Origin of the sequence: Rubneribacter badeniensis (assembly GCF_002899695.1) — a bacterium.
In the GTDB taxonomy this organism is placed as follows: domain Bacteria; phylum Actinomycetota; class Coriobacteriia; order Coriobacteriales; family Eggerthellaceae; genus Rubneribacter; species Rubneribacter badeniensis.
On the sequence record NZ_PPEL01000054.1, the window covers coordinates 1 to 22,412 of the forward strand.

General features: G+C 64.5%; 15 protein-coding genes. 8 read left to right on the forward strand and 7 right to left on the reverse strand.

Annotated elements, in window-relative coordinates; genetic code table 11:
- Nucleotides 1-427: 427 nt before the first annotated feature.
- Entirely contained in the window at nt 428-2,965 is a 2,538-nt protein-coding gene (locus C2L80_RS08900) for a ribonucleoside triphosphate reductase (protein ID WP_103263047.1), read from the forward strand.
- A gap of 153 nt (nt 2,966-3,118) precedes the next feature.
- On the opposite strand, the gene C2L80_RS08905 is transcribed toward C2L80_RS08900, so the two are convergent.
- Nucleotides 3,119-4,252 carry a hypothetical protein gene (locus C2L80_RS08905; protein WP_129589928.1) on the reverse strand — a complete coding sequence of 378 codons (1,134 nt, stop codon included), beginning with the start codon at nt 4,250-4,252 and terminating at the stop codon, nt 3,119-3,121.
- Nucleotides 4,203-4,694, reverse strand: coding sequence for an RNA polymerase sigma factor (locus C2L80_RS08910; RefSeq protein WP_239938858.1), 492 nt, complete (start codon nt 4,692-4,694; stop codon nt 4,203-4,205). The genes C2L80_RS08905 and C2L80_RS08910 overlap by 50 nt, the downstream gene beginning before the upstream one ends.
- A gap of 1,330 nt (nt 4,695-6,024) precedes the next feature.
- Here C2L80_RS08910 and C2L80_RS08920 point away from each other — a divergent pair.
- Nucleotides 6,025-6,576, forward strand: a complete 552-nt coding sequence (locus C2L80_RS08920) for a flavodoxin family protein (RefSeq protein WP_103263051.1) — start codon at nt 6,025-6,027, stop codon at nt 6,574-6,576.
- Between the two features lie 166 nt (nt 6,577-6,742).
- On the opposite strand, the gene C2L80_RS13900 is transcribed toward C2L80_RS08920, so the two are convergent.
- Together C2L80_RS13900 and C2L80_RS08930 are read right to left on the reverse strand one after the other, a co-directional pair.
- Entirely contained in the window at nt 6,743-6,889 is a 147-nt protein-coding gene (locus tag C2L80_RS13900) for a hypothetical protein (RefSeq protein WP_169999036.1), read from the reverse strand.
- Between the two features lie 158 nt (nt 6,890-7,047).
- Nucleotides 7,048-7,473, reverse strand: coding sequence for a TOBE domain-containing protein (locus C2L80_RS08930; RefSeq protein ID WP_103263053.1), 426 nt, complete (start codon nt 7,471-7,473; stop codon nt 7,048-7,050).
- A gap of 443 nt (nt 7,474-7,916) precedes the next feature.
- Here C2L80_RS08930 and C2L80_RS08935 point away from each other — a divergent pair, with 443 nt between their 5' ends.
- The 4 genes from C2L80_RS08935 (at nt 7,917) to C2L80_RS08950 (ending at nt 16,051) form a co-directional block, all read left to right on the forward strand.
- A complete protein-coding gene (locus tag C2L80_RS08935; protein WP_087194599.1) occupies nt 7,917-8,945 on the forward strand; it encodes a helix-turn-helix transcriptional regulator in 1,029 nt (342 codons plus the stop codon).
- 314 nt (nt 8,946-9,259) lie between these two features.
- Nucleotides 9,260-12,814 carry a single-stranded-DNA-specific exonuclease RecJ gene (recJ, locus tag C2L80_RS08940; protein WP_087195427.1) on the forward strand — a complete coding sequence of 1,185 codons (3,555 nt, stop codon included), beginning with the start codon at nt 9,260-9,262 and terminating at the stop codon, nt 12,812-12,814.
- The gene (locus tag C2L80_RS08945; RefSeq protein WP_087194600.1) at nt 12,798-15,200 is read left to right on the forward strand and encodes a RelA/SpoT family protein; all 2,403 of its coding nucleotides are present in this window, start codon (nt 12,798-12,800) and stop codon (nt 15,198-15,200) included. The genes recJ and C2L80_RS08945 overlap by 17 nt, the downstream gene beginning before the upstream one ends.
- Nucleotides 15,201-15,388: 188 nt before the next feature.
- Nucleotides 15,389-16,051, forward strand: coding sequence for an MBL fold metallo-hydrolase (locus tag C2L80_RS08950; protein WP_087194601.1), 663 nt, complete (start codon nt 15,389-15,391; stop codon nt 16,049-16,051).
- A gap of 297 nt (nt 16,052-16,348) precedes the next feature.
- Here C2L80_RS08950 and C2L80_RS08955 read toward each other — a convergent pair whose 3' ends face one another.
- Entirely contained in the window at nt 16,349-17,485 is a 1,137-nt protein-coding gene (locus C2L80_RS08955; protein ID WP_103263054.1) for an MFS transporter, read from the reverse strand.
- Nucleotides 17,486-17,870: 385 nt separating this feature from the next.
- Here C2L80_RS08955 and C2L80_RS08960 point away from each other — a divergent pair, with 385 nt between their 5' ends.
- Entirely contained in the window at nt 17,871-18,923 is a 1,053-nt protein-coding gene (locus C2L80_RS08960) for an inorganic phosphate transporter (protein ID WP_087195426.1), read from the forward strand.
- A gap of 9 nt (nt 18,924-18,932) precedes the next feature.
- The gene (locus C2L80_RS08965; protein ID WP_087194604.1) at nt 18,933-19,562 is read left to right on the forward strand and encodes a DUF47 domain-containing protein; all 630 of its coding nucleotides are present in this window, start codon (nt 18,933-18,935) and stop codon (nt 19,560-19,562) included.
- Between the two features lie 346 nt (nt 19,563-19,908).
- On the opposite strand, the gene C2L80_RS08970 is transcribed toward C2L80_RS08965, so the two are convergent.
- Nucleotides 19,909-21,030, reverse strand: a complete 1,122-nt coding sequence (locus tag C2L80_RS08970; protein WP_224759093.1) for a trimeric intracellular cation channel family protein — start codon at nt 21,028-21,030, stop codon at nt 19,909-19,911.
- Nucleotides 21,031-21,040: 10 nt separating this feature from the next.
- Entirely contained in the window at nt 21,041-22,018 is a 978-nt protein-coding gene (locus C2L80_RS08975) for a zinc dependent phospholipase C family protein (protein WP_103263055.1), read from the reverse strand.
- Between the last annotated feature and the right edge of the window lie 394 nt (nt 22,019-22,412).

The following is a 22,412-nucleotide window of genomic DNA, read 5'->3' on the forward strand; positions in this document are numbered from 1 at the left end:
ATCCTGACACGAGCCACACCCCAGCCGCAAACGGCATGCCAAAACCACCCCAAGCACCGCGCCCCCGCGCGTGGGGAAATTCCACGCAAAACGGATACGCGCAGGTGGGCGGTTTTCGCCTTGTGTCCATGTCGTCTGTAAGCCCGATCGGGGAGGTTTGTTCTAAACGCGCAGGTCGCTTTTCGTAGAGCCGCGTTCGTCCGCTCGGCAAAACCCCAGATGGTAAAAACATACCACATCTTGTTAGTAGGGAGATTTTCATCTTCAACATATGGGTGACATTCGTTGACGAGCCGGCCCGACGCTGGTAGGGTACGCAGTACCGATTCCCGACCGATCGCACACCTGGGCCGCACTGCGCGGATGGATGCCGCACGCGATCGCACGGTCAAGGGGAAACGCAGCGTCAAGCGAAAAAGGAGCGAGCATGTACGAGGTTCAGAAGCGCGACGGCCAAGTCGCGGAATTCGACATCGCCAAGATCTCAAGCGCCATCGCCAAGGCGTTCGAAGCGCTGGAAAAGCAGTACCATCCTTCTACGATCGACCTTCTGGCGCTCAACGTGACCGCTCACTTCGAACCGAAGATCAAAAACGGCGTCATCGCCGTCGAGGACATTCAGGACAGCGTGGAGGAGGTGCTTTCCACCGCCGGGTACGCCGACGTGGCTAAAAGCTACATCCTCTACCGCCGCCAGCGCGAGAAGGTGCGCAACGCCAACGCCACGCTGCTCGACTACAAGGACCTCGTCGACCAGTACGTGAAGGTGGAGGACTGGCGCGTGAAGGAGAACTCCACGGTCACGTACTCCGTCGGCGGCCTGATCCTCTCGAACTCGGGCGCCATCACGGCGAACTACTGGCTCTCCGAGATCTACGACGACGAGGTGGCCAACGCCCATCGCAACGCCGACATCCACCTGCACGACCTGTCCATGCTCACGGGCTACTGCGCGGGTTGGTCCTTGAAGCAGCTCATCCAGGAGGGCCTGGGCGGCGTGCCCGGCAAGATCACGTCGAAGCCGGCGAGCCACCTGTCCAGCCTCTGCAACCAGATGGTGAACTTCCTCGGCATCATGCAGAACGAGTGGGCGGGCGCCCAAGCATTCAGCAGCTTCGACACGTACCTCGCGCCGTTCGTGAAGGTGGACAACCTCACGTACGAGGAGACGAAGCAGTGCGTGGAGTCGTTCGTGTTCGGCGTGAACACTCCCTCGCGCTGGGGCACGCAGGCGCCGTTCAGCAACATCACGCTCGACTGGGTGTGCCCGGCCGACCTGCGCGACCAGCCGGCCATCGTGGGCGGGCGCGAGATGGACTTCACCTACGGCGACTGCAAGCGCGAGATGGACATGGTGAACAAGGCGTTCATCGAGATCATGATCGAGGGCGACGCGAACGGACGGGGCTTTCAGTACCCCATCCCCACCTACTCCATCACGAGCGACTTCGACTGGAGCGAGACCGAGAACAACCGTCTGCTGTTCGAGATGACGAGCAAGTACGGCACGCCCTACTTCAGCAACTACATCAACTCCGACATGGAACCCTCCGACGTGCGCTCCATGTGCTGCCGCTTGCGCCTCGACCTGCGTGAGCTGCGCAAGAAGTCGGGCGGATTCTTCGGCAGCGGCGAGTCCACGGGCAGCGTGGGCGTGGTCACCATCAACATGCCGCGCCTCGCCTACCTCGCCTCCGACGAGGCCGACTTCTACCGTCGCCTCGACCACCTCATGGACGTGGCCGCGCGCTCGCTCAAGACGAAGCGCGAGGTGATCACCCGCCTTCTGAACGCGGGGCTGTACCCCTACACGAAGCGCTACCTGGGCACGTTCGAGAACCACTTCAGCACCATCGGCCTGGTGGGCATGAACGAGGCGTGCCTGAACGCCAGCTGGTTGCGCGTCGACCTCACGCACGAGCCGGCTCAGGCGTTCACGAAGGACGTCCTCAACCACATGCGCGACCGCCTGTCCGATTACCAGGAGAAATACGGCGACCTGTACAACCTCGAGGCCACGCCGGCCGAGAGCACCACGTACCGCTTCGCCAAGCACGACAAGGAGCAGTTCCCCGACATCGTCACGGCCAACGACCAGGGAAAACCGTACTACACGAACTCGTCGCATCTGCCGGTGGGCTTCACCGACGACATCTTCAGCGCGCTCGACGTGCAAGACGAGCTGCAGACGCTCTACACGTCCGGCACCGTGTTCCATGCGTTTTTGGGCGAGAAGCTTCCCGATTGGAAGGCGGCGGCCACGCTCGTGCGCAAGATCGCCGAGAACTACAAGCTGCCGTACTACACGCTGTCGCCCACGTACTCGGTGTGCAAGAACCATGGCTACATCGCCGGCGAGGTGTACGAATGCCCGTGCTGCCACGAGGAAACGGAGGTGTACTCGCGCATCACCGGCTACTATCGTCCGGTGAAGAATTGGAACGACGGCAAGAGCCAGGAGTTCGCCGACCGCGTGGAGTACGATCTGGCGCACTCGCACCTGACCCGCTCGGGCGTGCGGACGGCGGCTGCGGCCGAGCAGGCGGGGCAGGCCGGGTCGCACGTGACGCTTGACGCCGCTTTGGGTGGAAAGGCGGCTGCGCGCGCCGACGGCGGGGAGGCGGTCGTCGTGTCGGACGACGTCGCCGCGGCGCTGGGCGAGGCCGCACCGGTCGTCCCCGTTGCCGCTTCCGCTCTCGATCGCAGCGCGCTTCCCGCAGGCGTTTACCTCGTCGCCACGCGCACGTGCCCGAACTGCAAGCATGCCGCCGCCCAGTTGGACGCGGCCGGCATCGCCTACGAAGAGCTGCTTGCGGAAGAGAACGTCGAGTTGGCGCAGCGCTACCGCATCATGCAGGCGCCGACGCTGCTCGAAGTGGGCGTGGACGGCGCGGTGCAGATCACCTCGGGCGCCGCAGCCGCCTTCCAGAGGATCAGCGAGATGAGAGCGCAGGTGGTTGCCTAATTCTCCGGGATCTGCTCCCGGTTCAAGACAAGAGGGCGCGCAACGAGCATACACGCATCTCGCCACGCCACGAACAAAGCAGGCGCCCAGCACAGCCCGGAGGGCCGGATCGAACGATCCGGCCCTCCGTTCGTTCAGGGACGAGGGACGGGGCTACTCCGTGATTTCCGTGATGGTGTAAAGCGTGGGCTCGGCCAACGAGAAAAGACGCTCGATGGAGGATTTGGAGCGCTCTTCCCTATAGACGGTCCACTGCTCTTCGAAGTCATCGACGGGGGCGATGACGTAGGTTTTCGTCTGCGTCGTTCCGTCGGTGAACGTTGCGGTTAACGTGAGGGGCGCATCTGCGAGCAGTTCGGCGTATCCTTGCATGACGATGCTCTCCAGTTCGTCGTTGAGCGCCTGCGCCTTGTCGTCGGAGAGCAGTTTGTCTTTGTCGTAATCCGCGCCTTCGTGGATGCGCTGCTGCTGTTCCCAATGGGCTTCGAGGGTCGTTTGGATTTCCGATCCCCGTTCGTTCAGAGGGAAGTACGCCACCAGCTCCCGCCTTAGCTCCTTCTTGTCGGCGCTCTGCTCGTCGTAGGCCACGGTGAAGCTGTCCGTCTGCTCGAAATCGACGGGGCTGTCGTCGAAGGGGCCGTACGTGCGGTTCTCGCTGGTGAAGTGCACGCGCGAGCCGCCGATGGTGTACGTGATGGATTGGATGTTGTCGCCGAGGCAGCTGAGGTCGAGCGGGTTGCGCACTTGGGCGAAGCGCTGGCCGTCGTCGCCGACGCAAGCGGGGTCGTCGCCGTCGCTGTGCGCTTCGCCGGTCTCCCCGTCGTAATCGCCGCAGCCCCAGCCTCCCGTGAGGCCGAAGTCGTGCAGTTCGAGCGTGGCAGACGACTCGTCGCCCCCGTTCCTTTCAGCCGCATAGGCCGACAGCACGAAGTGGTTGTCGTGCGCCGAGCCGGTCGAAGGCGAAGCGCCAGGCTCCGAAAAGATGCCGAGTTGGGACAAGGCGTCGGGCAGGGGCGCGATACCGCTGGCGAACGCTGCTCCGAGGACGATCGCCGCCGCGCATGCCGCTGCAAGGCCTCGGGCTCGGCGGTGCCGTCGCGTTGCGAGGCGGTCTGCCCCGGTCTGCGCCGGTGCGAAGGGACGAGGGGCGATCAGGGCCTCTCGCTGGTCGGGGAGGGCGCGCTTCTGCGCGCAAGCGGCTTCGTCCATGATGCGTTTGCGCACGTGGTCGGGCAGGTCAACACTGCTCATGAGCGATCGGCAGCGATTCAGGGGCGTTCGTTCCATGCTTTGCCTCCTTCTCTAGGTCGAGTTTGAGTTTCTTGCGCGCTCGGTGAAGCCGTGTGCGCACGGTGTTGGGGTTGCAGCCGATCAGCCGTGCGACGTCGGCGACGGGATAGCCTTCGAGATAATGCAGGTGCACGACAAGCCTCAGGTGGTCGGGGAGCCTTCGGACCGCCTCCCACACTTCGTCGGCGACAAGCTCCTGAACGGGGGCTTCCAGATTCGCGAGCGCCGGAGAGGTTTCATCCATCGTGTCGACGCGCCGCTTCCAGGCCGATCGGCGCAGCTCCTTGCACCGGTTGACGGTGACGCGGATGAGCCATGCTTTCAGATGTTCCTCGTCTTTGAACGGCGTGGCGTCGTGCAAGAGCCGCAGGAACACGTCCTGCGCCACATCGTCCGCGTCGTGGGGCGAGCGCGTTTGGCTCAGGGCGAGCCGGTACACGAGGCCTCCCCATTCGTTCAGGACGTGCTCGACGAATTCTTCTGTTCGCGTCGAGGTAGCCATGATTCATCACCTCCTTCGTACTCTAACATGCGGCAGGAGGGCGAAAGGTTCCCGCTTTCGTCGGTTTTTTGTTTTACTGGGTCGGGGGCGGGCGCTTGCCTTGCGTTTTTTGCTCGGAGTAAGGGTGAAGCGGTTGCAAGATGGTCGCGGATAGGCGGGTGCCGCTTTGCGCCGTTCTCTTGCCAGCGGCGCATGCGGCTCAAGGCGCTCAACGCGTCGGGGGTGGCGGCGCTTGTCGTTCGGTCTGGCTGACGGGAGATCTCCGCGAGGACGAACGGCTGGGCTTCCGCAGCGTCGAGCGGGCTTGCGCCGTCACTCGGGCCGTTTTCGTCTGCGCTCCAGGCGTCGTTCATGCCTCGAAAGCAATGGCCCGCCGCTCCTGGTGGGAGTCGGAGCGCTTCTTGAAGCCGACGACGGGGGCGACGGTGGAGGTTTTCGCCTGCGTCGTGTCGTCGGCGAACGCGGCGGTGAGCGCGAGGCGCGTTCGTCCGGGGGGGGGGGTGAGGACGGGCGCTTGGTTGTCCGATAGAGAGGTCGACGCGGTGATCTTCCGTTTGTCCGGGCGCTTGGTCGGCCTACTGTTCGGTCGAGCCCGAGCGGCGTGCGGAAGAGAGGCGCGTTTTTGGCCACGAAACCGCGTTCTGGCACGGAATTCGGGGCTTGTCGACCGAAAAGGGAAATCACTCGAGGCAAAAGGCCAGGTCAGTAAAATCGTAACGGTCGAATTGCTTCCAAGGCGTGCCAGAACGCGGTTTCGTGGCCAGAAATGGAGGGTTTTTCTGCACGGGAGGGGATTGCGGTGGCTTTTGCGTAGCGGGCGGCCCCATCAGTGGTTGCGGACGGCTCGTCGGCGAGCATTTCGGACGTGGCGCATTCGAGCACGGGGGGGGGGGGCTTACCTCCTTGCGCCATAGCGTGATCAAACGGCGGGATTGGGTCGCCAGAGCGGGGAAAGGGTGTCGCATCGATTCTCGGGTTGAAGGGGTATCGAGATGCGCGTGACATGGGATATCATCTACGGGGCCGACTTTTCGCGCGGCGATGCGATCGACCTCGGGATGTGCGCGCAACGTCGATGGCGGCCGCGCCTACAGCCGTGCCCGCGCCATCTTCGGCTCGGTGCGCGTGCGGCATCGCGAGAACGTGCGGCACGCGGGGTTGCGCGCGGAGCGCGAGGTTGCGGAAACCGGGGTGTATGCTGGCCGCGCCGCGTTTGCTTGCCAACGACGAACGTGGCAGACGTGATGAACGAAAGAAGGGGGACGATATGTCGAAGAAGATCGTGGTGCTGAACGGAAGTCCGCGGAAGCGGGGGAACACTTCGGCGTTGGTGGAGGCGTTTGCCGAGGGGGCGCGCGAAGCCGGCTGCGAGGTGGAGGTGTTCTTCCTCGAAGGGATGGACATCCGCGCGTGCAAGGGCTGCTTCGGCGGCGACCGCACGCGCGAGAATCCGTGCGTGCAAAAGGACGACATGCGCGCCATCTACGACGCGTACCGCACGGCTGACGCGCTGGTGTTCGCCTCGCCGCTGTACTGGTGGACGGTGAGCGCCCAGCTGAAGGTGGCGGTGGACCGCTTGTTCGCCACGGCTGAAGGCGAGGGCGGCCTCGACGTGCCGCCGAGGGAGTGTGCGCTTTTGATGGCGGCCGAGGGTGACGGCTTCGAGGAGAGCGTCTACTGGTACGAGCGCCTGATGGGCCACGTGGGCTGGACCGACAAGGGCCAAGTGCTGTGTCCGAACGTGGCCGACATCGGCGACATCGAGGGCAATCCTGCCTTGGAGAAGGCTCGCGAACTGGGCAAAAGCTTCGGCGCGTAAACAGCGCATCTGCCAGCGCCGATACGTCAGCGGCGAAACGGGTGATGTGGGTGATATGGGCGAAACGATTCGCCCGCCTTCCCGCTGAGGCGACTGCGCGCAAGCGAACGGCAGCGTGCGCAAAGGGCGATGCGATCGCCGCATCGCCCTTCGCCGAAACGTGCGCTTATGCTGCTGCGCTGCCGTCGTTATACCCCTCGATGACGTGCCTTCCCGTCAGCGGTTCGTCCAAGGTGGGATGCGATGCCTCGCCGCAGGGGAAGGGCTCGTCGCTCACTTCCGTCACGGTGCCCTCCAGGGTGTGCATGGTCATGATGTTGCTGCTCGAATCCGTCGAAGCCAAGGGGTCGCCGCCACCCTCTTTCAGAAATCTTCCGTTTGGAAAAAAGAAACGGCCGCTCATTCGAGCGGCCGTTTGCAAATGGTGGGCGCGGGCACCGGCGCGGGCCTCCGTCCCTTTGTGAGCGGCGTTTACTCCACGCCTACGATGACGTCGGTGGCCTTCACGATGGCGAGCGCTTTGCCGCCTTCGGCCAGGCCCAGTTCGTCGATGGCCTCGTTCGTGATGGAGCCCATGATGCGCGCGCCGTCGGCCGTCTCGATGGCCACGTGGCCGTTCACGGCGCCCTTCTTCGCGGACGCCACGGTACCGGCGAGCTGGTTGCGGGCCGAGATGCCCGCGACGCGCTCGGTGCCGGCGGCGAACATCACGTTGCTGGCCTTGACGATGGCCACGGCGTCCATGCCCTCCTTCAGGCCCAGATCCTTGATGGCCTCCATCGTGATGTCGGCCTTGATCTGCGTGGAGCCGAGGTCGATGGTGACCACGCCGTTCACCGCGCCTTCAGCGATGGCGCTGATGGCGCCCTTGAGCTGGTTGCGAGCGGAGATCTTCATATCCTGTCCTTTCGGTTGGGGGCCTTTCGATTTCGGAAAGCCCGTTCGGTCTGCGCGCAGTATCGCCCATCGGCGCGCGCGAGGGAAGGGCTGTGCGCGAAATGCGCCGTGCTCGTACGATCTCGTATCGTTTCGTTCACTTTCGCGTCGCGCCCGCCCCGCGCATCGCGGCTTTGCGGCGGGCGCGGCACCCTCTTGCATGCACCCCGCTTGCATGCGGAAGCGCCGCACCCGCTCTGCGCGTCACGGCGCTGCGGCGGGCGCGCTCTCCTCTGCTGGAAATTTTTTTCGCGAAAGCATCCCTCATCAGGTGATTGCAACCGCAAGGCGCCTGGAAGTTTCCCGAAATGCAGCCGCATGTTGGTAGAATGGAACGGCTTGCCACCGCATAGTGGAATCGCCGGCGAGACGAAGCACCTCACCCGACGATGAAAGGACCACCCGTGAGTTTCCGCGACAACCTACAGCATCTGCGCGCCACGCGCAACATGACCCAAGAGCAGTTGGCGATGCTTCTGGGCGTCAGCCGCCAATCGGTGACGAAGTGGGAGGCCGAGCGCGCCTATCCCGAGATGGACAAGCTACTGAAGCTGTGCGATATCTTCGACTGCACGCTGGACGACCTGGTGAAGGGCGATCTGACGGCCCGTCCCGCCGCGCGCTCGGGCGCAACCGTGCCCCAGGGCGCTCCGCAGGACGTCTGCGGTTACGACGAGCATATGCGCCGCTTTGCGCGGAAGGTGCCCACGGGCATCGCGATCATCGTGCTGGGCGCCGGTATCGGCTCTCTGTTCGAAGGCTGGCGCGTGCTGCCTTTCGCCAACCCCGACGCGCTGTTCATGGTCGTTTTCCTTTTGGGCCTTCTGGCGGGGCTTTCGCTTATCATTCCCGCCGGCATGGAGCATTCGGCGTTTCAGAAGGCGCACCCCTACATCGAGGACTTCTACACCGCCGAGGAGAAGTCTGCGGCCAGCAGGCGGCTTACATACGGCATGGTGGTCGGCATAGGGATCATCTTCGCAGGCGTGCTGGCTGTTCTGCTGACGGAGGACGGAGCGTACGAGAACGTTGGACCGTCGGTGCTCATCATACTAGCCGCCGTAGGGACGTGGCTGATCACGCATTTCGCCATGATGTACGGTCGCACGAATGTGGCTCAGTACAACAAGAGCGTAGCGGACGATCTGGAGATTGAGGAGATTGCGAATCTGGCCATCGAGGAGGAACGCAAAGCTGCGTTTTTGCAGAAGAGGAGGCACAGGCAGAAGGTGGGCGCCGTCTGCGCCGCCATCATGATGGCGGCGACGTTGGTGGGATTGCTTCTGCTGTTCGCCCCGCTGTTCAACGGTCAGAACATCGACGACGTGGATTGGGAATCCGGTGGTTCCACGTACTTCTGGCTGGCTTGGCCTGTCGGCGGCCTCCTGTGCGGCGTGGTCTCCGTCCTCATGGACGCGTTCCAAAAGAGGTAGGCCGGGTTGGCGGATTGCGGGTTCCGCTCAGGGCTGGCGGGCATTTCGCTGGTGCAAGGGTGCGTGCGGCCTTTTGGCGATGGGCGGCGCGCTGGACGCCCCGATGGTGCCGGGGCGATGCAGGAGAGGGGTTTCGCGTCCGCGACGACGGCGCGCCTTTCGGCGCCCGTCCCGCGAGGCGCGCTCCTCCCTTTGCATCTCCTGCGGGCGCGTGGGGGCCATCTGTGTTGCGATTCTCGGTGACACGGCCTTCCGATTGTGGGAAAATGGCAAGCGGACTATTCGAATTTCTTGCATGTGAGGTACCTTAAGCCATGTCTGCCCGGTTCAACATCAAGGCGGCCGATCCGGAGGCTGTGGCGCGTCTTGAACGCGCGCTCGGTTTGCCGCGTTTCGTCGCCGCCACCCTTGTCGCCCGCGGAATCGCCGACGCCGCCGAGGCGCGCCGATTCCTCTCCCCTTCGCTCGATCGCGATTGGCTCGACCCCTATGCCATTCCCGGTCTCTCAGAAGTGGCCGATGCGCTGGAAGCCGCTGTGAAGCGCGACGACCACATCCTCGTGTTCGGCGACTTCGACCTCGACGGCATTTCGGCGACCGCCGTGCTCACTCGCGGTCTGCGTGCTCTTGGCGCCAAAGCCACGCCGTTCATCCCCTTGCGCTTCGAGGAGGGCTACGCGCTTTCCGAGGCCGCCTTCGCCCGCGCACGTGCGCTCGGCCCGGACTTCATCGTCACGGTGGATTGCGGCATCGCCTGCAAGGACGAGGCGGCGGCCATCGTAGAAGCAGGTTTGGGGCTAGCCATCACCGACCATCACGAACCGGCCGATCTCGTGCCCGAGGGCGTGCCCGTGGCCGATCCGAAATGCGATCCCGCCTGCGAAAGCTCCATCTTGGCCGGCGTGGGCGTTGCGCTCAAGCTCGTGCAGGTTTTGGGGGGCCGTCTGGGCAAGCCTCACCTCTGGCGCGACTACACCGACCTCGCCACGCTCGGCACTGTGGCCGACCTCATGCCCATGCGCGGCGAGAACCGTGCGCTCGTCGCATGCGGTATCGCGCGCATGAACGCCGCACCGCGCCCGTGCATCGCCGCGCTTCTCGCTACGAGCGGCGCGGCCGACAAGCCCGTCAGCGCCACGAACCTCAGCTTCTCGGTCATCCCTCGACTCAATGCTGCCGGTCGCATGGGGGATGCGCAGCTCGCGCTCGATCTGCTTATGACCGACGACCTGGCCGAGGCTCAGCGCCTGGCTTCCCAGCTGGAGGCCGTGAACGACCAGCGGCGCGCCATCGAAGCCGAGCTCTCGGAGATCGCGAAAGCCCAAGCTGCAGAGGTCTACCACGGCCAGCGCGCGCTCGTCGTGGCGGGGGAGGGCTGGCACGAGGGGGTGAAGGGCATCGTTGCCAGCCGCCTGGTGAACGCTTACGGCGTGCCCAGCCTGCTGTTCACCATCGACGGCGAAGAAGCGCGCGGATCGGGCCGCAGCGTGGGGCAGGTGAACCTGTTCAAGGCGGTGGAGAGCGCTTCCGATCTGCTCACGCGATTCGGAGGCCACGAGGCGGCCGTGGGGGTGACGCTGCCTGCGGAGAACCTGCCGGAGTTCGAGCGCCGCCTCGCTTCCTTTTTGGACGACTTGCCGGAGGGCGCGTTCCATCCACTCGTGAACATCGATGCGTGCGTGGGGCTCGACGAGCTCACGCTGGACAGCGTGGCCCAACTCGAACGGCTCGCTCCTTTCGGGCAGGAGCATCCCGTGCCCGTCTACCTGGCGCGCGACGTGACGCTGGCGAACTGCCGTGCGGTGGGCGCGGAGAAGAACCATTTCTCGTGCGCCCTTTCCGACGGTCGCTCAACAGTGTCGGGGATCATGTTCCATTGCTCGGACATCGAGGCTCTCATGAGCACGGACAGCGTGGTGAACGCTGCGTTCGAGGTGCAGATAGACGAATGGCGCGGTCGCCGTTCGGTGAAGGCCATGCTGCAATCGCTTGCGCCCGCGCGCACGTGCGGTGCGCTCGAAGCATGCCTCAATCCGGAAAGCCTCACGTTCGTGGCCGACCTGTACGCAACGAGCGACGCTGAGCTTGTTGCCGATGCGCCGCACCGCCCCGAGGACGTGGAGGCCTACGAGGCCGCCCGCGCCGCGAACCGGAAGGAATGGGAGCGCCGCGCTACCGCCGATCCCGGAGCGCTCGAGCGCGAGGTCGTGCGCGCAATCATTGGGGACCGTTCACTGCATGACGCTCAGCGAGAGGTGCTCGATCATTTGCGCGCCGGAAGGTCGGTGCTTGGCATCATGGCGACGGGGCGCGGCAAGTCGCTCACGTTCCAGGTGCACGCCGCTGTGCGTGCGCTTGCATGCCATGAAGCCAGCCTGTTCGTCTATCCGCTGCGCGCACTTATCGCAGACCAGGCCTTTCATTTGCGCGAGGCGCTCGACCGCTTCGGTATCGGCGTGGTCGTTCTCACGGGCGAGAGCACGCCCGAGGAGCGTCGCCAGGGCTTTGCTGGTTTGTCCGACGGCACGTTCGACATCGCGCTCACCACGCCGGAGTTCCTCGCGTGGCATGCCGAGGAGTTCGCCTCCACCGGGCGCGTGCGGTTCGTCGTAGTGGACGAGGCTCACCACGTGGGCCTTGCGAGGGCGGGGCAGCGCGTGGCCTACGCCACGATCGGCTCGGCGATCGCTCGACTCTCTGCCCCTTCCGACACATCCAGCGCGTCGGCTCTCGCGTCCGCTTCCCCTTGCCTTGCGCCTGCCGAAGGGAAGGGGGTTTCGGAGGCCTTCGCGTGCGAAGAGGGGCGATGCGACGCGGTGTCTCGCTCCGGTCGGCAGACGGGCGACCATGCGCTCTCAGGAGGGAGCCTTGCCGCTTGCGCTTCCCTCGCGGTGCTTGCGCTCACCGCTACGGCTGGCGACGATGTTGCCGACGCTATCAGGCGCGAGCTGCCAGTGGACGTGTGCGTGTGCGATCCTGCTTCGCGTCCCAACCTCAAGGTGGACGATCGGCGCAACCTCAAGAATCGCGACGACTATCTTGCCAACCTCGTGGCCTGCGGTGAGAAGGCCGTCGTTTACGTGAACTCCCGCGAGCGATCCGTGGCGGTGGCGCGGGCGCTGCGCAAGCGCGTGCCGCAGATGGCTCCGCTGATCGGCTTCTACAACGCAGGCCTCTCCCGCGCCGAGCGCAAGCGCATCGAGGAGTTGTTCCGAACAGATGCGCTCAAAGTGCTCGTGGCCACCTCCGCGTTTGGAGAGGGCGTCGACATTCCCAACATCCGCCATGTGGTGCTCTACCACCTGCCGTTCAACGAGATCGAGTTTAACCAGATGAGCGGTCGTGCGGGGCGTGACGGCCGGCCTGCGGGCATCCATCTTCTGTTCGGGCGCGCCGATGCCGGCATCAACGAGCACATCCTGCGAGACATGACGCCCGACCACGACTGCCTCGCGCAGGTGTACCGTACGCTGCGCGCGCTGCAGCGTCGAAGCGCCGAGCCTTTCTTCACGTTGAGCGATGCCGAGCTGGCCGATGCGGCCAGCACCGACGCTTTCCCGGTGAGCCCGGCCTCCGCGGCGTGCGGCGTGGCGGTGTTCCGCGAGCTTGGCCTTGTCGAGACGCACACCGCGTACGGAGCGGATGGCATGGCGCGTTCCATCCATGTCAAGGAGACGCAGGGCAAAGTCGAGCTCACCGACAGCGTGCGCTACCGCGAGGGCCTGGGGGAGCGCGAGATATTCCATGCGTTTCGAGACTGGGCGATGAAGAGCGATTCTGGCACCTTGGAAGCGCGCGTTTCGCGCCCCATCCTGCCGGCTGAGGCTCGTGGAGCGGAGAGGGGGCGAAACGATGAGCGCGGGCGATAAAAGCGATCGCGAAGAGCTGTTGGGAATCACTCCCGGAGCCGCTTCGAACAAGCAGACCGTGGAGGACAATCTTTTGGGACGCCCCCACGTGGCCGAGAAGTCGTTCGCGTCCGACGCGAAGAAAGACGTTCCTCGCGCCGAAACGCCCGAGGATCGTTTCGCCGAGCTGCAGCGGCTCACGTCCACGTACCTGTCGGAGCCCGACGAGGCGCTTTTGGCGAAGGCGTTCCGGTTCGCGAGCGAGGCGCATGCGGGTCAATGCCGCAAGAGCGGCGAGCCGTTCGTCGCGCATCCTGTGGAGGTGGCCATCATTCTCACCGATCTGCGCATGGACGTCGAGACGCTCATCGCGGCGCTCCTGCACGATACCGTCGAGGACACGAAGGTCACGGCCGAGCAAGTGGCAGAGGAGTTCAACCCGCAGGTGGCGCAGCTTGTCGAGGGCGTGACTAAGATCACGCGCATCGAAGTGGAGAGCCTCTCGGACGAACAGGCGCAGACCATTCGCAAGATGTTCGTGGCCATGAGCAAGGACATCCGCGTCATCGTCATCAAGTTGGCTGACCGCCTGCACAACATGCGCACGCTCGGCGCCCTGCGCGAGGACCGTCGCATATTCAAAGCGCGCGAGACGCTTGAGATCTACGCCCCCATCGCGCATCGCCTCGGGATCAACAACATCAAGTGGGAGCTTGAGGATCTGTCGTTCTACTATTTGGAGCCCAACAAGTTCAAGCAGGTCAGCCGCATGGTTACGGAGAGCCGTGCAGAGCGCGAGCACTATCTCGACCAGATCATCTCCATACTGCACGGCGAGATGGAGAAGGTCGGCATCCAGGCGCAGATCATGGGCCGTCCGAAGCACCTCTACTCCATCTACCAGAAGATGACGAAGAAGGGCAAGGGCTTCTCGGAGATATACGACCTCATCGCGGTGCGCGTGATCGTCAAGACGGTGAAGGACTGCTACTCGGCCCTTGGCGCGGTGCACACGCTGTGGCATCCGATGCCGGGCCGCTTCAAAGACTACATCGCCATGCCGAAGTTCAACATGTACCAGAGCCTGCACACCACGGTCATCGGTCCGGCGGGGCGCCCCCTCGAGGTGCAGATCCGCACCGAGGACATGCATCGTCAAAGCGAGTACGGCGTGGCCGCGCACTGGCGCTACAAGGAGAAGAGCGGAAAGGGCGGCGATGCGCTCGATCAGCAGCTGGCGTGGCTGCGCCAGATGATCGATTGGCAGGACGAGACGCAGGATTCGCGTGAGTTCCTGAAGGATCTCAAGGTCGACCTCGCGCCCACCGAGGTGTTCGTGTTCACGCCGAAAGGCGAGGTCATGAGCCTGCGCGCCGGGTCGACGCCGGTCGATTTCGCCTACGCTATACACACCGAGGTGGGCAACCATTGCGTGGGCGCGAAGGTGAACGGGGCCATCGTGCCGCTCACCTACGAGCTGCAGCTGGGCGACCGCGTGGAGATCCTCACCCAGAAGAGCGCAAGCCCCTCGCGCGATTGGCTCAACATCGTGAAGACGCCGAGCGCGCGCAGCAAGATCCGCTCGTACTTCAGCAAGGCCAGTCGTGGCGACGACTTGCAGGTCGGTCGTGACAAGCTCACGCGCGAGATGCGCAAGCACGGCCTTGGCATCTCGAGCGCTCAGTCCATGCGCGCCCTCAAATCGGTGGCCGAGCATATGGGTTTCAAGGATGCCGACGACATGCTCGTGAACATCGGCACGGGCAAGGAGAGCGCGCAACACGTGGGCAACCGCCTGCTCAAAGTGCTCGTCGACAGGGGCAGCGAGGCCGACGAGGCGCTCGGTTTGGGTGCGGGCGACATGTCCACCGGCAAGCTGCCTCCGATGTTGACCAGCGTGAAAACGCCGAAAAGACACGAGGCGCACACTTCAAACGGCGTGGTGGTGAAGGGCATCGACGACGTGCTCGTGCGCCTGTCTCGCTGCTGCAACCCGGTGCCGGGCGACGACATCCTGGGCTTCGTCACGCGCGGCCGCGGCGTGTCGGTGCATCGCGCCGATTGTCCGAATGCGCAGGATCTCAAGCAGACGCCCGAGCGTATCATCGAAGTAGCCTGGGAAAGCGATCTTCCGAAGAACACGTCGTTCAAAGTGGAGGTGTTCATCGACGCGCTCGACCGCATGAATCTGCTGCGCGACGTGGCGGTCATCTTGTCGGAGCAGGGTGCCAACGTGCTGTCGTCGTCAACCACGTCGCATCGCGACGGTATGGTGGAGATGCGCTTTTTGTTCCAGGTGTCGGACGTCAATCATATCGACGTCGTGCTGAGCAGGCTGCGCGGTGTGGAAGGGGTGTTCGATGCTCGCCGTATGGTTCCCAAGGCCGGGAGCGCGAAGAAGAAGTAGCGGGCGCACCCGTCGTTCGGCAGGGTGGCGGGTGCTGCCTCGTTGAGAGCTTTCGCGGCCTCCGCTCTCGGCGCCGCTTCTGGCCTTCGGGCACGAAACGCGCTTGGCCGCAGGGAGAGTCGCTTTTTGATAGCGCGAAGGTCTTGCCCGCGCCGACGAATTGTCAACGTATGAAAGGACGGATCACTATGGCCCAGACCCGAACCGTGAAGGGCGCATGCGTGCCCATCGAGTACCTTGTGCTCGGCATGCTGCAGAACAACGTGTACCTCATTTCCGACGGCTCGGCCACCATCGTGGTGGACCCGTCGTGCAAGGCCGACGACATCCTCGGCGCCGCCAACGGCTCGGTGGACGCGATCGTTCTCACGCATCGCCACTCCGATCACGTGGGCGCGGCGAAGGAGCTGCGCGACAAGACCGGCGCAACGGTGGTCGCGTCAGCCGTGGACGCGCCCATCATCTCGGGCGAGAGGAAGCTGCCACGCGACGACACCCGCTTCGCGCCGTGCCCAGTCGACCACGTGGTGAACGACGGCGACGTTCTCAAGATAGGGAACATGCCATGGAAGGTCATTCTCACCCCGGGGCACACCGAGGGTAGCATGTGCCTGTTCATCGACTCCCAGTTCGGCACCGATATCGCCGCAGCGCCGGTGCTCGTGTCGGGCGACACGCTGTTCTGCGGCTCCATCGGCCGCACCGATTTCGCGGGCGGCGACATGGGCGCCATGCGCCGTTCGCTCAAGCGCTTGGCGGTGCTGCCCGACGACACCATCGTGCTTCCAGGTCACAATGACCTCACCACTATCGGCGCCGAGCGCAAGCGCGTGTTCGCCTACTACGCGTAAAAGGGCTTCACCCTCTCCAATCCGGGGGGGGGGGTGGGCCTCTTGCGATTTTGCCGAAGAGCGCCCGGTGCACGAATTCGGCGCGAAAATGGCCGCGGAATCCCGTTCTGGCGCGGAATCCATCATGCGAGAGAGTACCTGCCGGGAAAACCCAGGTTGCGAAAACCGGCAAGAGGCGCATGGTCCGATTCCGAGCGATTCTTGTGCCAAAAAGGGATTCTGCGGCCATTTGAAGCGTGGAATCCTGCATGCAGCTTGTGCGTAGTTGATGAGATGGGCCTTACGTTGGGCGTTCGGTCAGCGTCTGTGCATGGCGAGCGTCATCGCCAGGCATGCCAAGGAGAAGGCGCCGAAAGCGGCTAGGCCGATTGCTTCCGTACCGAACGTCGTTGTCGATGCGCTCAATGCGAGCGGCGGGAAGAATCCGCCGAGCCCGCCCATCATCGACACGATGCCGTTGGCGGGGCCGGCCTGCTCTGCGAAGTGCAGAGGAACCAGCTTGAACACTGCACCGTTTCCGATGCCGCATGCGATGCCAATCAGATAGATGCCCGCCAGATACGTCGGCAGTCCCGGCGCAGCGGCCAGCACGCCTGCGCCGAGCGCCAACGCGGCGAACGCGCCCGCGAGGAGCCGATAGCAGTCCAGCCGGTCACCCAGCCAGCCTCCAAGCACGCGCACGCCAGCCGCGAGCACGATGAACGTCGAGGTCGCGGCTCCCGCATCCGTCTCGCTCATCCCGTAGTGCGATGTAAGGAAGCTTGGCAGATATACGGTAAGCGCGACGAACGCTCCGAACGTCACGAAGTAGAACAGCGACAAGGCCCACAGCCGCGTATCGGTTGCGACGATCCGAAGCTGCCGGATGGCGGATGCGCGCGTGCGGGGTTCGCGACGGTCGCCCAGCGCGAAATTCACGATTATGAGCGCCCCGAGCAGCACGAGGTACAGTTTCATGGCATCACGCCATCCGATGGCCGAGGCCGCCTCGGGGGCAAGCCACGTGCTAAGCGCTGTGCCCATGTTCCCGAAGCCGTATACGCCGTTCACGAAGCCGTGGCGTCGCGAGGGGAAATACTTCGGCAACGAGGTTACGCCCACAGAGAACACCGCGCCCGCGATGCCCAGGAACATGCCGCCCATCAGCAAGTCGGCAGTTGTCGACGCTTCGCTGAGAAACCAAACGGGAACGAGGAGCGCGGCAAAGCTGGTCAAGAACACGGTCCGCGCCCCGAACAGGCCTGCCCAATGGCCCATGGGGACGCGCAGGATCGAGCCCAGCACCACGGGAACAGCGGTGACCAATCCCACTTGGCTGGCGGGGACGTCTATATCTTGCCGAATGGAGGGCAGAAGCGACGACAAGGCGACCCACACCATGAAACTCGCGGTCAAATCAACCGTCTGCAGTGTCAGTTGGCGTCGTCCCTCCATGATACCCTCCCCGTTTTCCTATCGATACGCCGCACTTTCATGCGTGCGTGCGCACCGGTGCGAGCGCCCGTGGCATTTGGCGGGTGCTCGCGGCGCCGTTTTGGGCGTGTTCGAGGGTTTCGCGTTTTTGTGCAAGCTCGAGCATGCGCCTGCACATCCTCCCTAGCGTCCCTCGTGTTCCCTCCGGCTCGTTACTGTACCACTGTTCGGATGCCGTGCTCGGCACCGCGGCGTTGAGTAGGGGTTGCTGAACGTCCTTCGCGGGTTTTTCACCGATGGGCCGTCGGTTGCCGGTAAAAAGGAGGCGGGAAACCCTTCCGCATCGTCGAATATGCGCTAAACTGATGAGTTGTCGGCCTTTTGTCATCTTTTCGAAAGGGTGTTTGTGACCATAGAGTGGGCGACGTTCATCGCCGGGCTCGCTTCGAGCCCGGTTCTGGTGGCGGTGACCCTGCTCACCATCGGTGTCATCGTCGTGAACGGTGCAACTGATGCGCCCAATGCCATCGCAACCGTGGTTTCCACGCGAGCCATGAAGCCCAAACGCGCTGTCCTTATGGCAGCGATCTGCAACTTTTTCGGTTTGCTCGCGGTGTCGTTGGTCACGTCGGCAGTTGCGCACACCATCTTCAACATGGTCGATTTCGGTGGTGACGCGCGACAATCCCTCATTGCGCTCATGGCTGCCATGGTGGCCATCATCGTATGGGGCGCTACGGCTTGGTATTTCGGTATTCCCACCAGCCAGAGCCACTCGCTCATCGCGGGTCTCACCGGTGCGGCCGTAGCGCTGCAAGGTGGGTTCGGTGCTATCAACGGCGCGGAGTGGGTGAAGGTGGTCTACGGCATCGTGCTGTCTACGCTGCTTGGGTTCTTCCTTGGATGGGCCAATTCCAAGGTGGTCGCACGGTGCTGCCGCAACGTCGACCGACGTCGCTCCTCAGCGTTCTTCCGCTGTGCGCAAGTGGCCTCCGGAGCGGCCGTGGCGTTTATGCACGGCGCCCAGGACGGCCAGAAGTTCATGAGCATTTTCGTGCTGGCCATCGCGTTGGCGACGGGGTCGAGCCAGACCGACCAGATGGTCCTACCCGTGTGGCTCATGTTCTTTTGCGCGCTCAATATGGGTGTCGGCACGGCTGTCGGGGGCGAGCGCATTATCAAGAGCGTCGGCGTGGACATGGTGAAGCTCGAGCCGTTCCAGGGGTTCGCCGCCAGTTGCGCGACGTTTTTCTGCCTTATGTTGTCCACTTTCGCCGGCTTGCCGGTTTCCACCACGCACACGAACACGACGGCGATCATGGGCGTGGGTGCCGCGAAACGCAAAAGCGCGGTGAAGTGGGGAATCGCCGTCGATATGGTGAAGACGTGGGTGCTGACGTTTCCTGGGTGCGGAGTGCTTGGGTTCGCGTTCGCCCACCTGTTCCTGATGTTCTCGTAAGGAGGGCCCATGGCCAAGAAGGCGAAGTTCGATTATTTCGACGCATTCGAAAAGCAGACGGAAGTGGCGGTGAAGGAGGCCGATCTCCTGATCGAAGCCATCGAGGGCTTCACTGAAGCCGAGCACTTGAAGGGAGTTATGGAGCGCGCGCACGAGCTTGAGCACAAAGGCGACGAAATCAACCATGCTATCTTCAAGACGGTGGCAACCGACTTCATCACTCCTATCGAGCGAGAGGACATCATCGAGTTGTCCCAGTACCTCGACAACATCATCGACTACATCGAGGACGTGATGCAGCGCTTCTACATGTACGATGTGCACTTCATGCACCACGACGCCCTCGAGTTCGCGCTGCTCATCAAGAAGAGCTGCGAAGCGCTCGACAAAGCGATGGAGGATTTCCGCAACTTCAAGAAGTCGAAGACGTTCAAGCAGCTCATCGTAGATGTGAACACCTACGAGGAAGAGGCCGACCAACTGTACATGCGCGTCATCCGCAAGCTGCACACCAATGATCGTGAGAATCCGATGCGCGTGCTGGTATGGTCGCAAATCTTCGACCGCATGGAGAAGTGCTGCGACTCCTGCGAGCACGCCGCCGACATGATGAGCTCCATTTTGCTGAAGAACGTGTAGGCGCCTCAGGGCGATGGGGGCGGCCTCTTCTCGCTGGGCGGGGTTGCGGACGGGGCCGTCTGCAGGGCGGGCCGTCGGCGGGGCAGGCCGTTGCGTGGAGGGCGGGTGAGACGAAGCGATCCGTTGCGCAGGGCGCGGGGCGGGTTGCTGCGCCTTCCGGCAAGGACGAGGCGGGGCGTTCGCGAGGTTTCGAGGATGCCCCGCCTATTCGCGTTTTGGGTTGCAGCGCGCCCCATGCGACAGAGGGATGCGGCGCATGTTGCCTTTGGACCTCGCGTGTTTTGGGCTACAACGCATCCCCTGCGGCAGGGCGCGGGCGTGGCTTCGAGTGGCTTCCCGAGATGCGTTAAAGGCGCGGCTCGAAGGGGTCGCGGGGGGTGCTGTCGGCATCGGCGGGGTCTGCGCCGGCGCTGGCCTCGAGGATGCGGTGCAGCTCTTCGCGGCTGACGATGATGCGGTCGCTCGGATCGCTCGCGGCGTCTGCGCCGGCGTCCGTTCGCGCGCCTTCGTCTGCCCGCCCGGTTGCGGCGGCGCTCGCGCCCGCAACGGTCGTTGCGGCGGCGGTCGCCGATCCTCCGGTGCGGCTTTGCGCGTGCGCACCCGTCTCCGTTCCCGTCCCGGAGCCGGCACCCGCATCGACGCCCGCGTCCGCGCGCCTCGCCGCCTCGAGCTCGCGGCGCTTGCGCGGCGGCGGGATCTCGCCGTTGAGCCGCGCCCACACGTACTTGAGCCGCGCATAGGCGCGGTTGCGCTCCTTGTCGCGCTCGATCTTGCCCTTCGGCGGCCGCACGCGCCGCGCCACGGACTTCACGGGGCGCGTCACGACGCTGGTCACCACGTCCGAGTAGTCCTTGGGTGGCTTGGTGCTCCATCCGAAGAACAGCGATGCGTAGCGTATCCCGATCACGAGGACGGCGCAGGTGGCGGGTGCGTAGGAGTCCAGGATGTGGTTCTGCGCCATGAGCGCGTACGCCGTCGATCCGATGAGCGCGGCCGACCCGTACAGCGCGCCCGCCTGAAACGCGTTGGGCTCGTGGTTCATGGCGATGTCGCGCAGGATGCCGCCGCCCACGGCGGTGATGGTGCCCAGGATGATGGCCGGCACCACGTCGAGCCCGGCCGAGAGCCCCTTGCCCACGCTGATGACGGCCCACAGCGCCACCGACAGGTTGTCGAGCAGGTCCACCACCGGATCGAGGTAGGTGGCCAGCTTGCCGAAGTAGAACACCACCACGCCCGCCACCGCGCATGCGAGGATGAGCGTGGGCCGCTGGAACGCGTAGATGCCGTAGTTCTGCAGAAGGAGGTCGCGCATGATGCCGCCGGCCAGCCCGGTGACGATGGCGATGCACACCACCCCGAAGATGTCGTAGCGCGCCCGCACGGCGCTCATGGCGCCCGACAGGCCGCCGGTCAGCGTAGCGGCCATCTCCAGCCAGAAGGGCACGGCGAGGACGACGTCGAGCATGCGAACCGCCTCAGGCGCGCGCGGGCGCGTCGTCCTCGACGGCCACGAGCACGGCCACCACGGGCCGCCCCGAGAAGTCGAGGTCGTGCGTGATGGCGCGCGCGGCTTCGAGGTTGAAACCGTCGCGGTCGAACGAGGCGATGCTCGCCTGGGCCTTCTCGAGCGCTTCGTCGTAGAGGTCTTGGAAGCTTGCGGTGCGCGTCTCGCCCGTGAAGGGGTTCTCCCAAACGTCGCGAGCGCGGTTGTCGAAGGCGCTTTCGGCGAGTTCGACGGGTCGGTGGCTCATCGAGCGGTAGAACGAGAACGGGCGCGCCAGCTGCTCGAGGCGGCCGACGAGGGCGCGCTTGCGCCCGCTTGGCGAATGAAAGAAGCGCTGCGCGGCGCGGAAGTCTTTCACGGCGATGGTGAACAGGCGTTCCGGCACGATCTCGCCGTACACGGTGAGGGCCAGGTAGACGTAGAGCTTCGAGATGACGTGCAGCACGAAGTCGCTCGCTTTGAGGATTTCCGCGGAGGGGTCGAACGTGGCGACGGTCTGCCCGCGCCGCGTGAACAGCACAAGCTCGTCGAGCTCGCTTTCGATAAGGCTGTGGACCTCGCTGCCGTCGGCGCGCGAAAGGCCCGGTTCGCCGGCGTCGCACAGGCGGTACTCGTGGAAGTACACGAGCGGGTGCGCGGTGGAGTCGAGCGCGTAGTGGCAGAGGAACCCGAGCGCGTAGGCGCGGCCGATGGGAAGCTCCGCGCCGTTCAAGATGGACAGCGCGTCTTTGAGCGCCTTGACAAGCTCGGTGGGCTTCTTGCTGTGCATCGTGCTGCCCAGGCGGCGATGCGCGCGCAGACGAGGGCTCAGCACGGCGTAGAACAGCGGGTCGGGGCCTTGGTTGCCCAAAAGGAACGCCTCGGCCTCGTCGCGCGAGCCGCCGATGATGCCGAACAGGCGGTCGTAGACGTCGCGTCCGAAGAAGTCGTGGGTGATGAGGGAGGGCATGGGGGCTCCGTTTCTGACGGCGATTTTACAGGCGATGCTACCCGCTATCATATACAATGTGCGGGCGGTTGTTAACCGTCGGTTTCCCACTTGTGGAGATGGGTCTGCCTCGTGCGCGCGGGGCTTGCGAGCGGTGGGCAGATGGTGCGTGCGAGATGCGCGAGTGGAGGGGTGGATGGTGCGTGCGGAACGCGCGACCAAGGCGAGCTGCACGCGCCCGGCCTTTCCGGCCGCGCGTGCGTGCGGGCGTGTGCGGAATGCGCGATCGGCGGGGTGGATGGCGCGTGCGGAACGCGCGCGAGCCCGCGAGGGATGGGGCCGATGGCTCGTGCGGGATGCGCGCGAACGCGCGAGCGGCCCAGGGCGACTGCGGGCGAGGGGCGTGGGGGCCGTT

Excerpts from the sequence above, each read along its gene's own strand:
- C2L80_RS08900 (WP_103263047.1), top strand. The coding sequence starts at position 428 with ATGTACGAGGTTCAGAAGCGCGACGGCCAAGTCGCGGAATTCGACATC.
- C2L80_RS08905 (WP_129589928.1), bottom strand. The coding sequence starts at position 4,252 with ATGGAACGAACGCCCCTGAATCGCTGCCGATCGCTCATGAGCAGTGTT.
- C2L80_RS08920 (WP_103263051.1), top strand. The coding sequence starts at position 6,025 with ATGTCGAAGAAGATCGTGGTGCTGAACGGAAGTCCGCGGAAGCGGGGG.
- C2L80_RS13900 (WP_169999036.1), bottom strand. The coding sequence starts at position 6,889 with ATGACCATGCACACCCTGGAGGGCACCGTGACGGAAGTGAGCGACGAG.
- C2L80_RS08930 (WP_103263053.1), bottom strand. The coding sequence starts at position 7,473 with ATGAAGATCTCCGCTCGCAACCAGCTCAAGGGCGCCATCAGCGCCATC.
- recJ (WP_087195427.1), top strand. The coding sequence starts at position 9,260 with ATGTCTGCCCGGTTCAACATCAAGGCGGCCGATCCGGAGGCTGTGGCG.
- C2L80_RS08945 (WP_087194600.1), top strand. The coding sequence starts at position 12,798 with ATGAGCGCGGGCGATAAAAGCGATCGCGAAGAGCTGTTGGGAATCACT.
- C2L80_RS08950 (WP_087194601.1), top strand. The coding sequence starts at position 15,389 with ATGGCCCAGACCCGAACCGTGAAGGGCGCATGCGTGCCCATCGAGTAC.
- C2L80_RS08955 (WP_103263054.1), bottom strand. The coding sequence starts at position 17,485 with ATGGAGGGACGACGCCAACTGACACTGCAGACGGTTGATTTGACCGCG.
- C2L80_RS08965 (WP_087194604.1), top strand. The coding sequence starts at position 18,933 with ATGGCCAAGAAGGCGAAGTTCGATTATTTCGACGCATTCGAAAAGCAG.
- C2L80_RS08970 (WP_224759093.1), bottom strand. The coding sequence starts at position 21,030 with ATGCTCGACGTCGTCCTCGCCGTGCCCTTCTGGCTGGAGATGGCCGCT.
- C2L80_RS08975 (WP_103263055.1), bottom strand. The coding sequence starts at position 22,018 with ATGCCCTCCCTCATCACCCACGACTTCTTCGGACGCGACGTCTACGAC.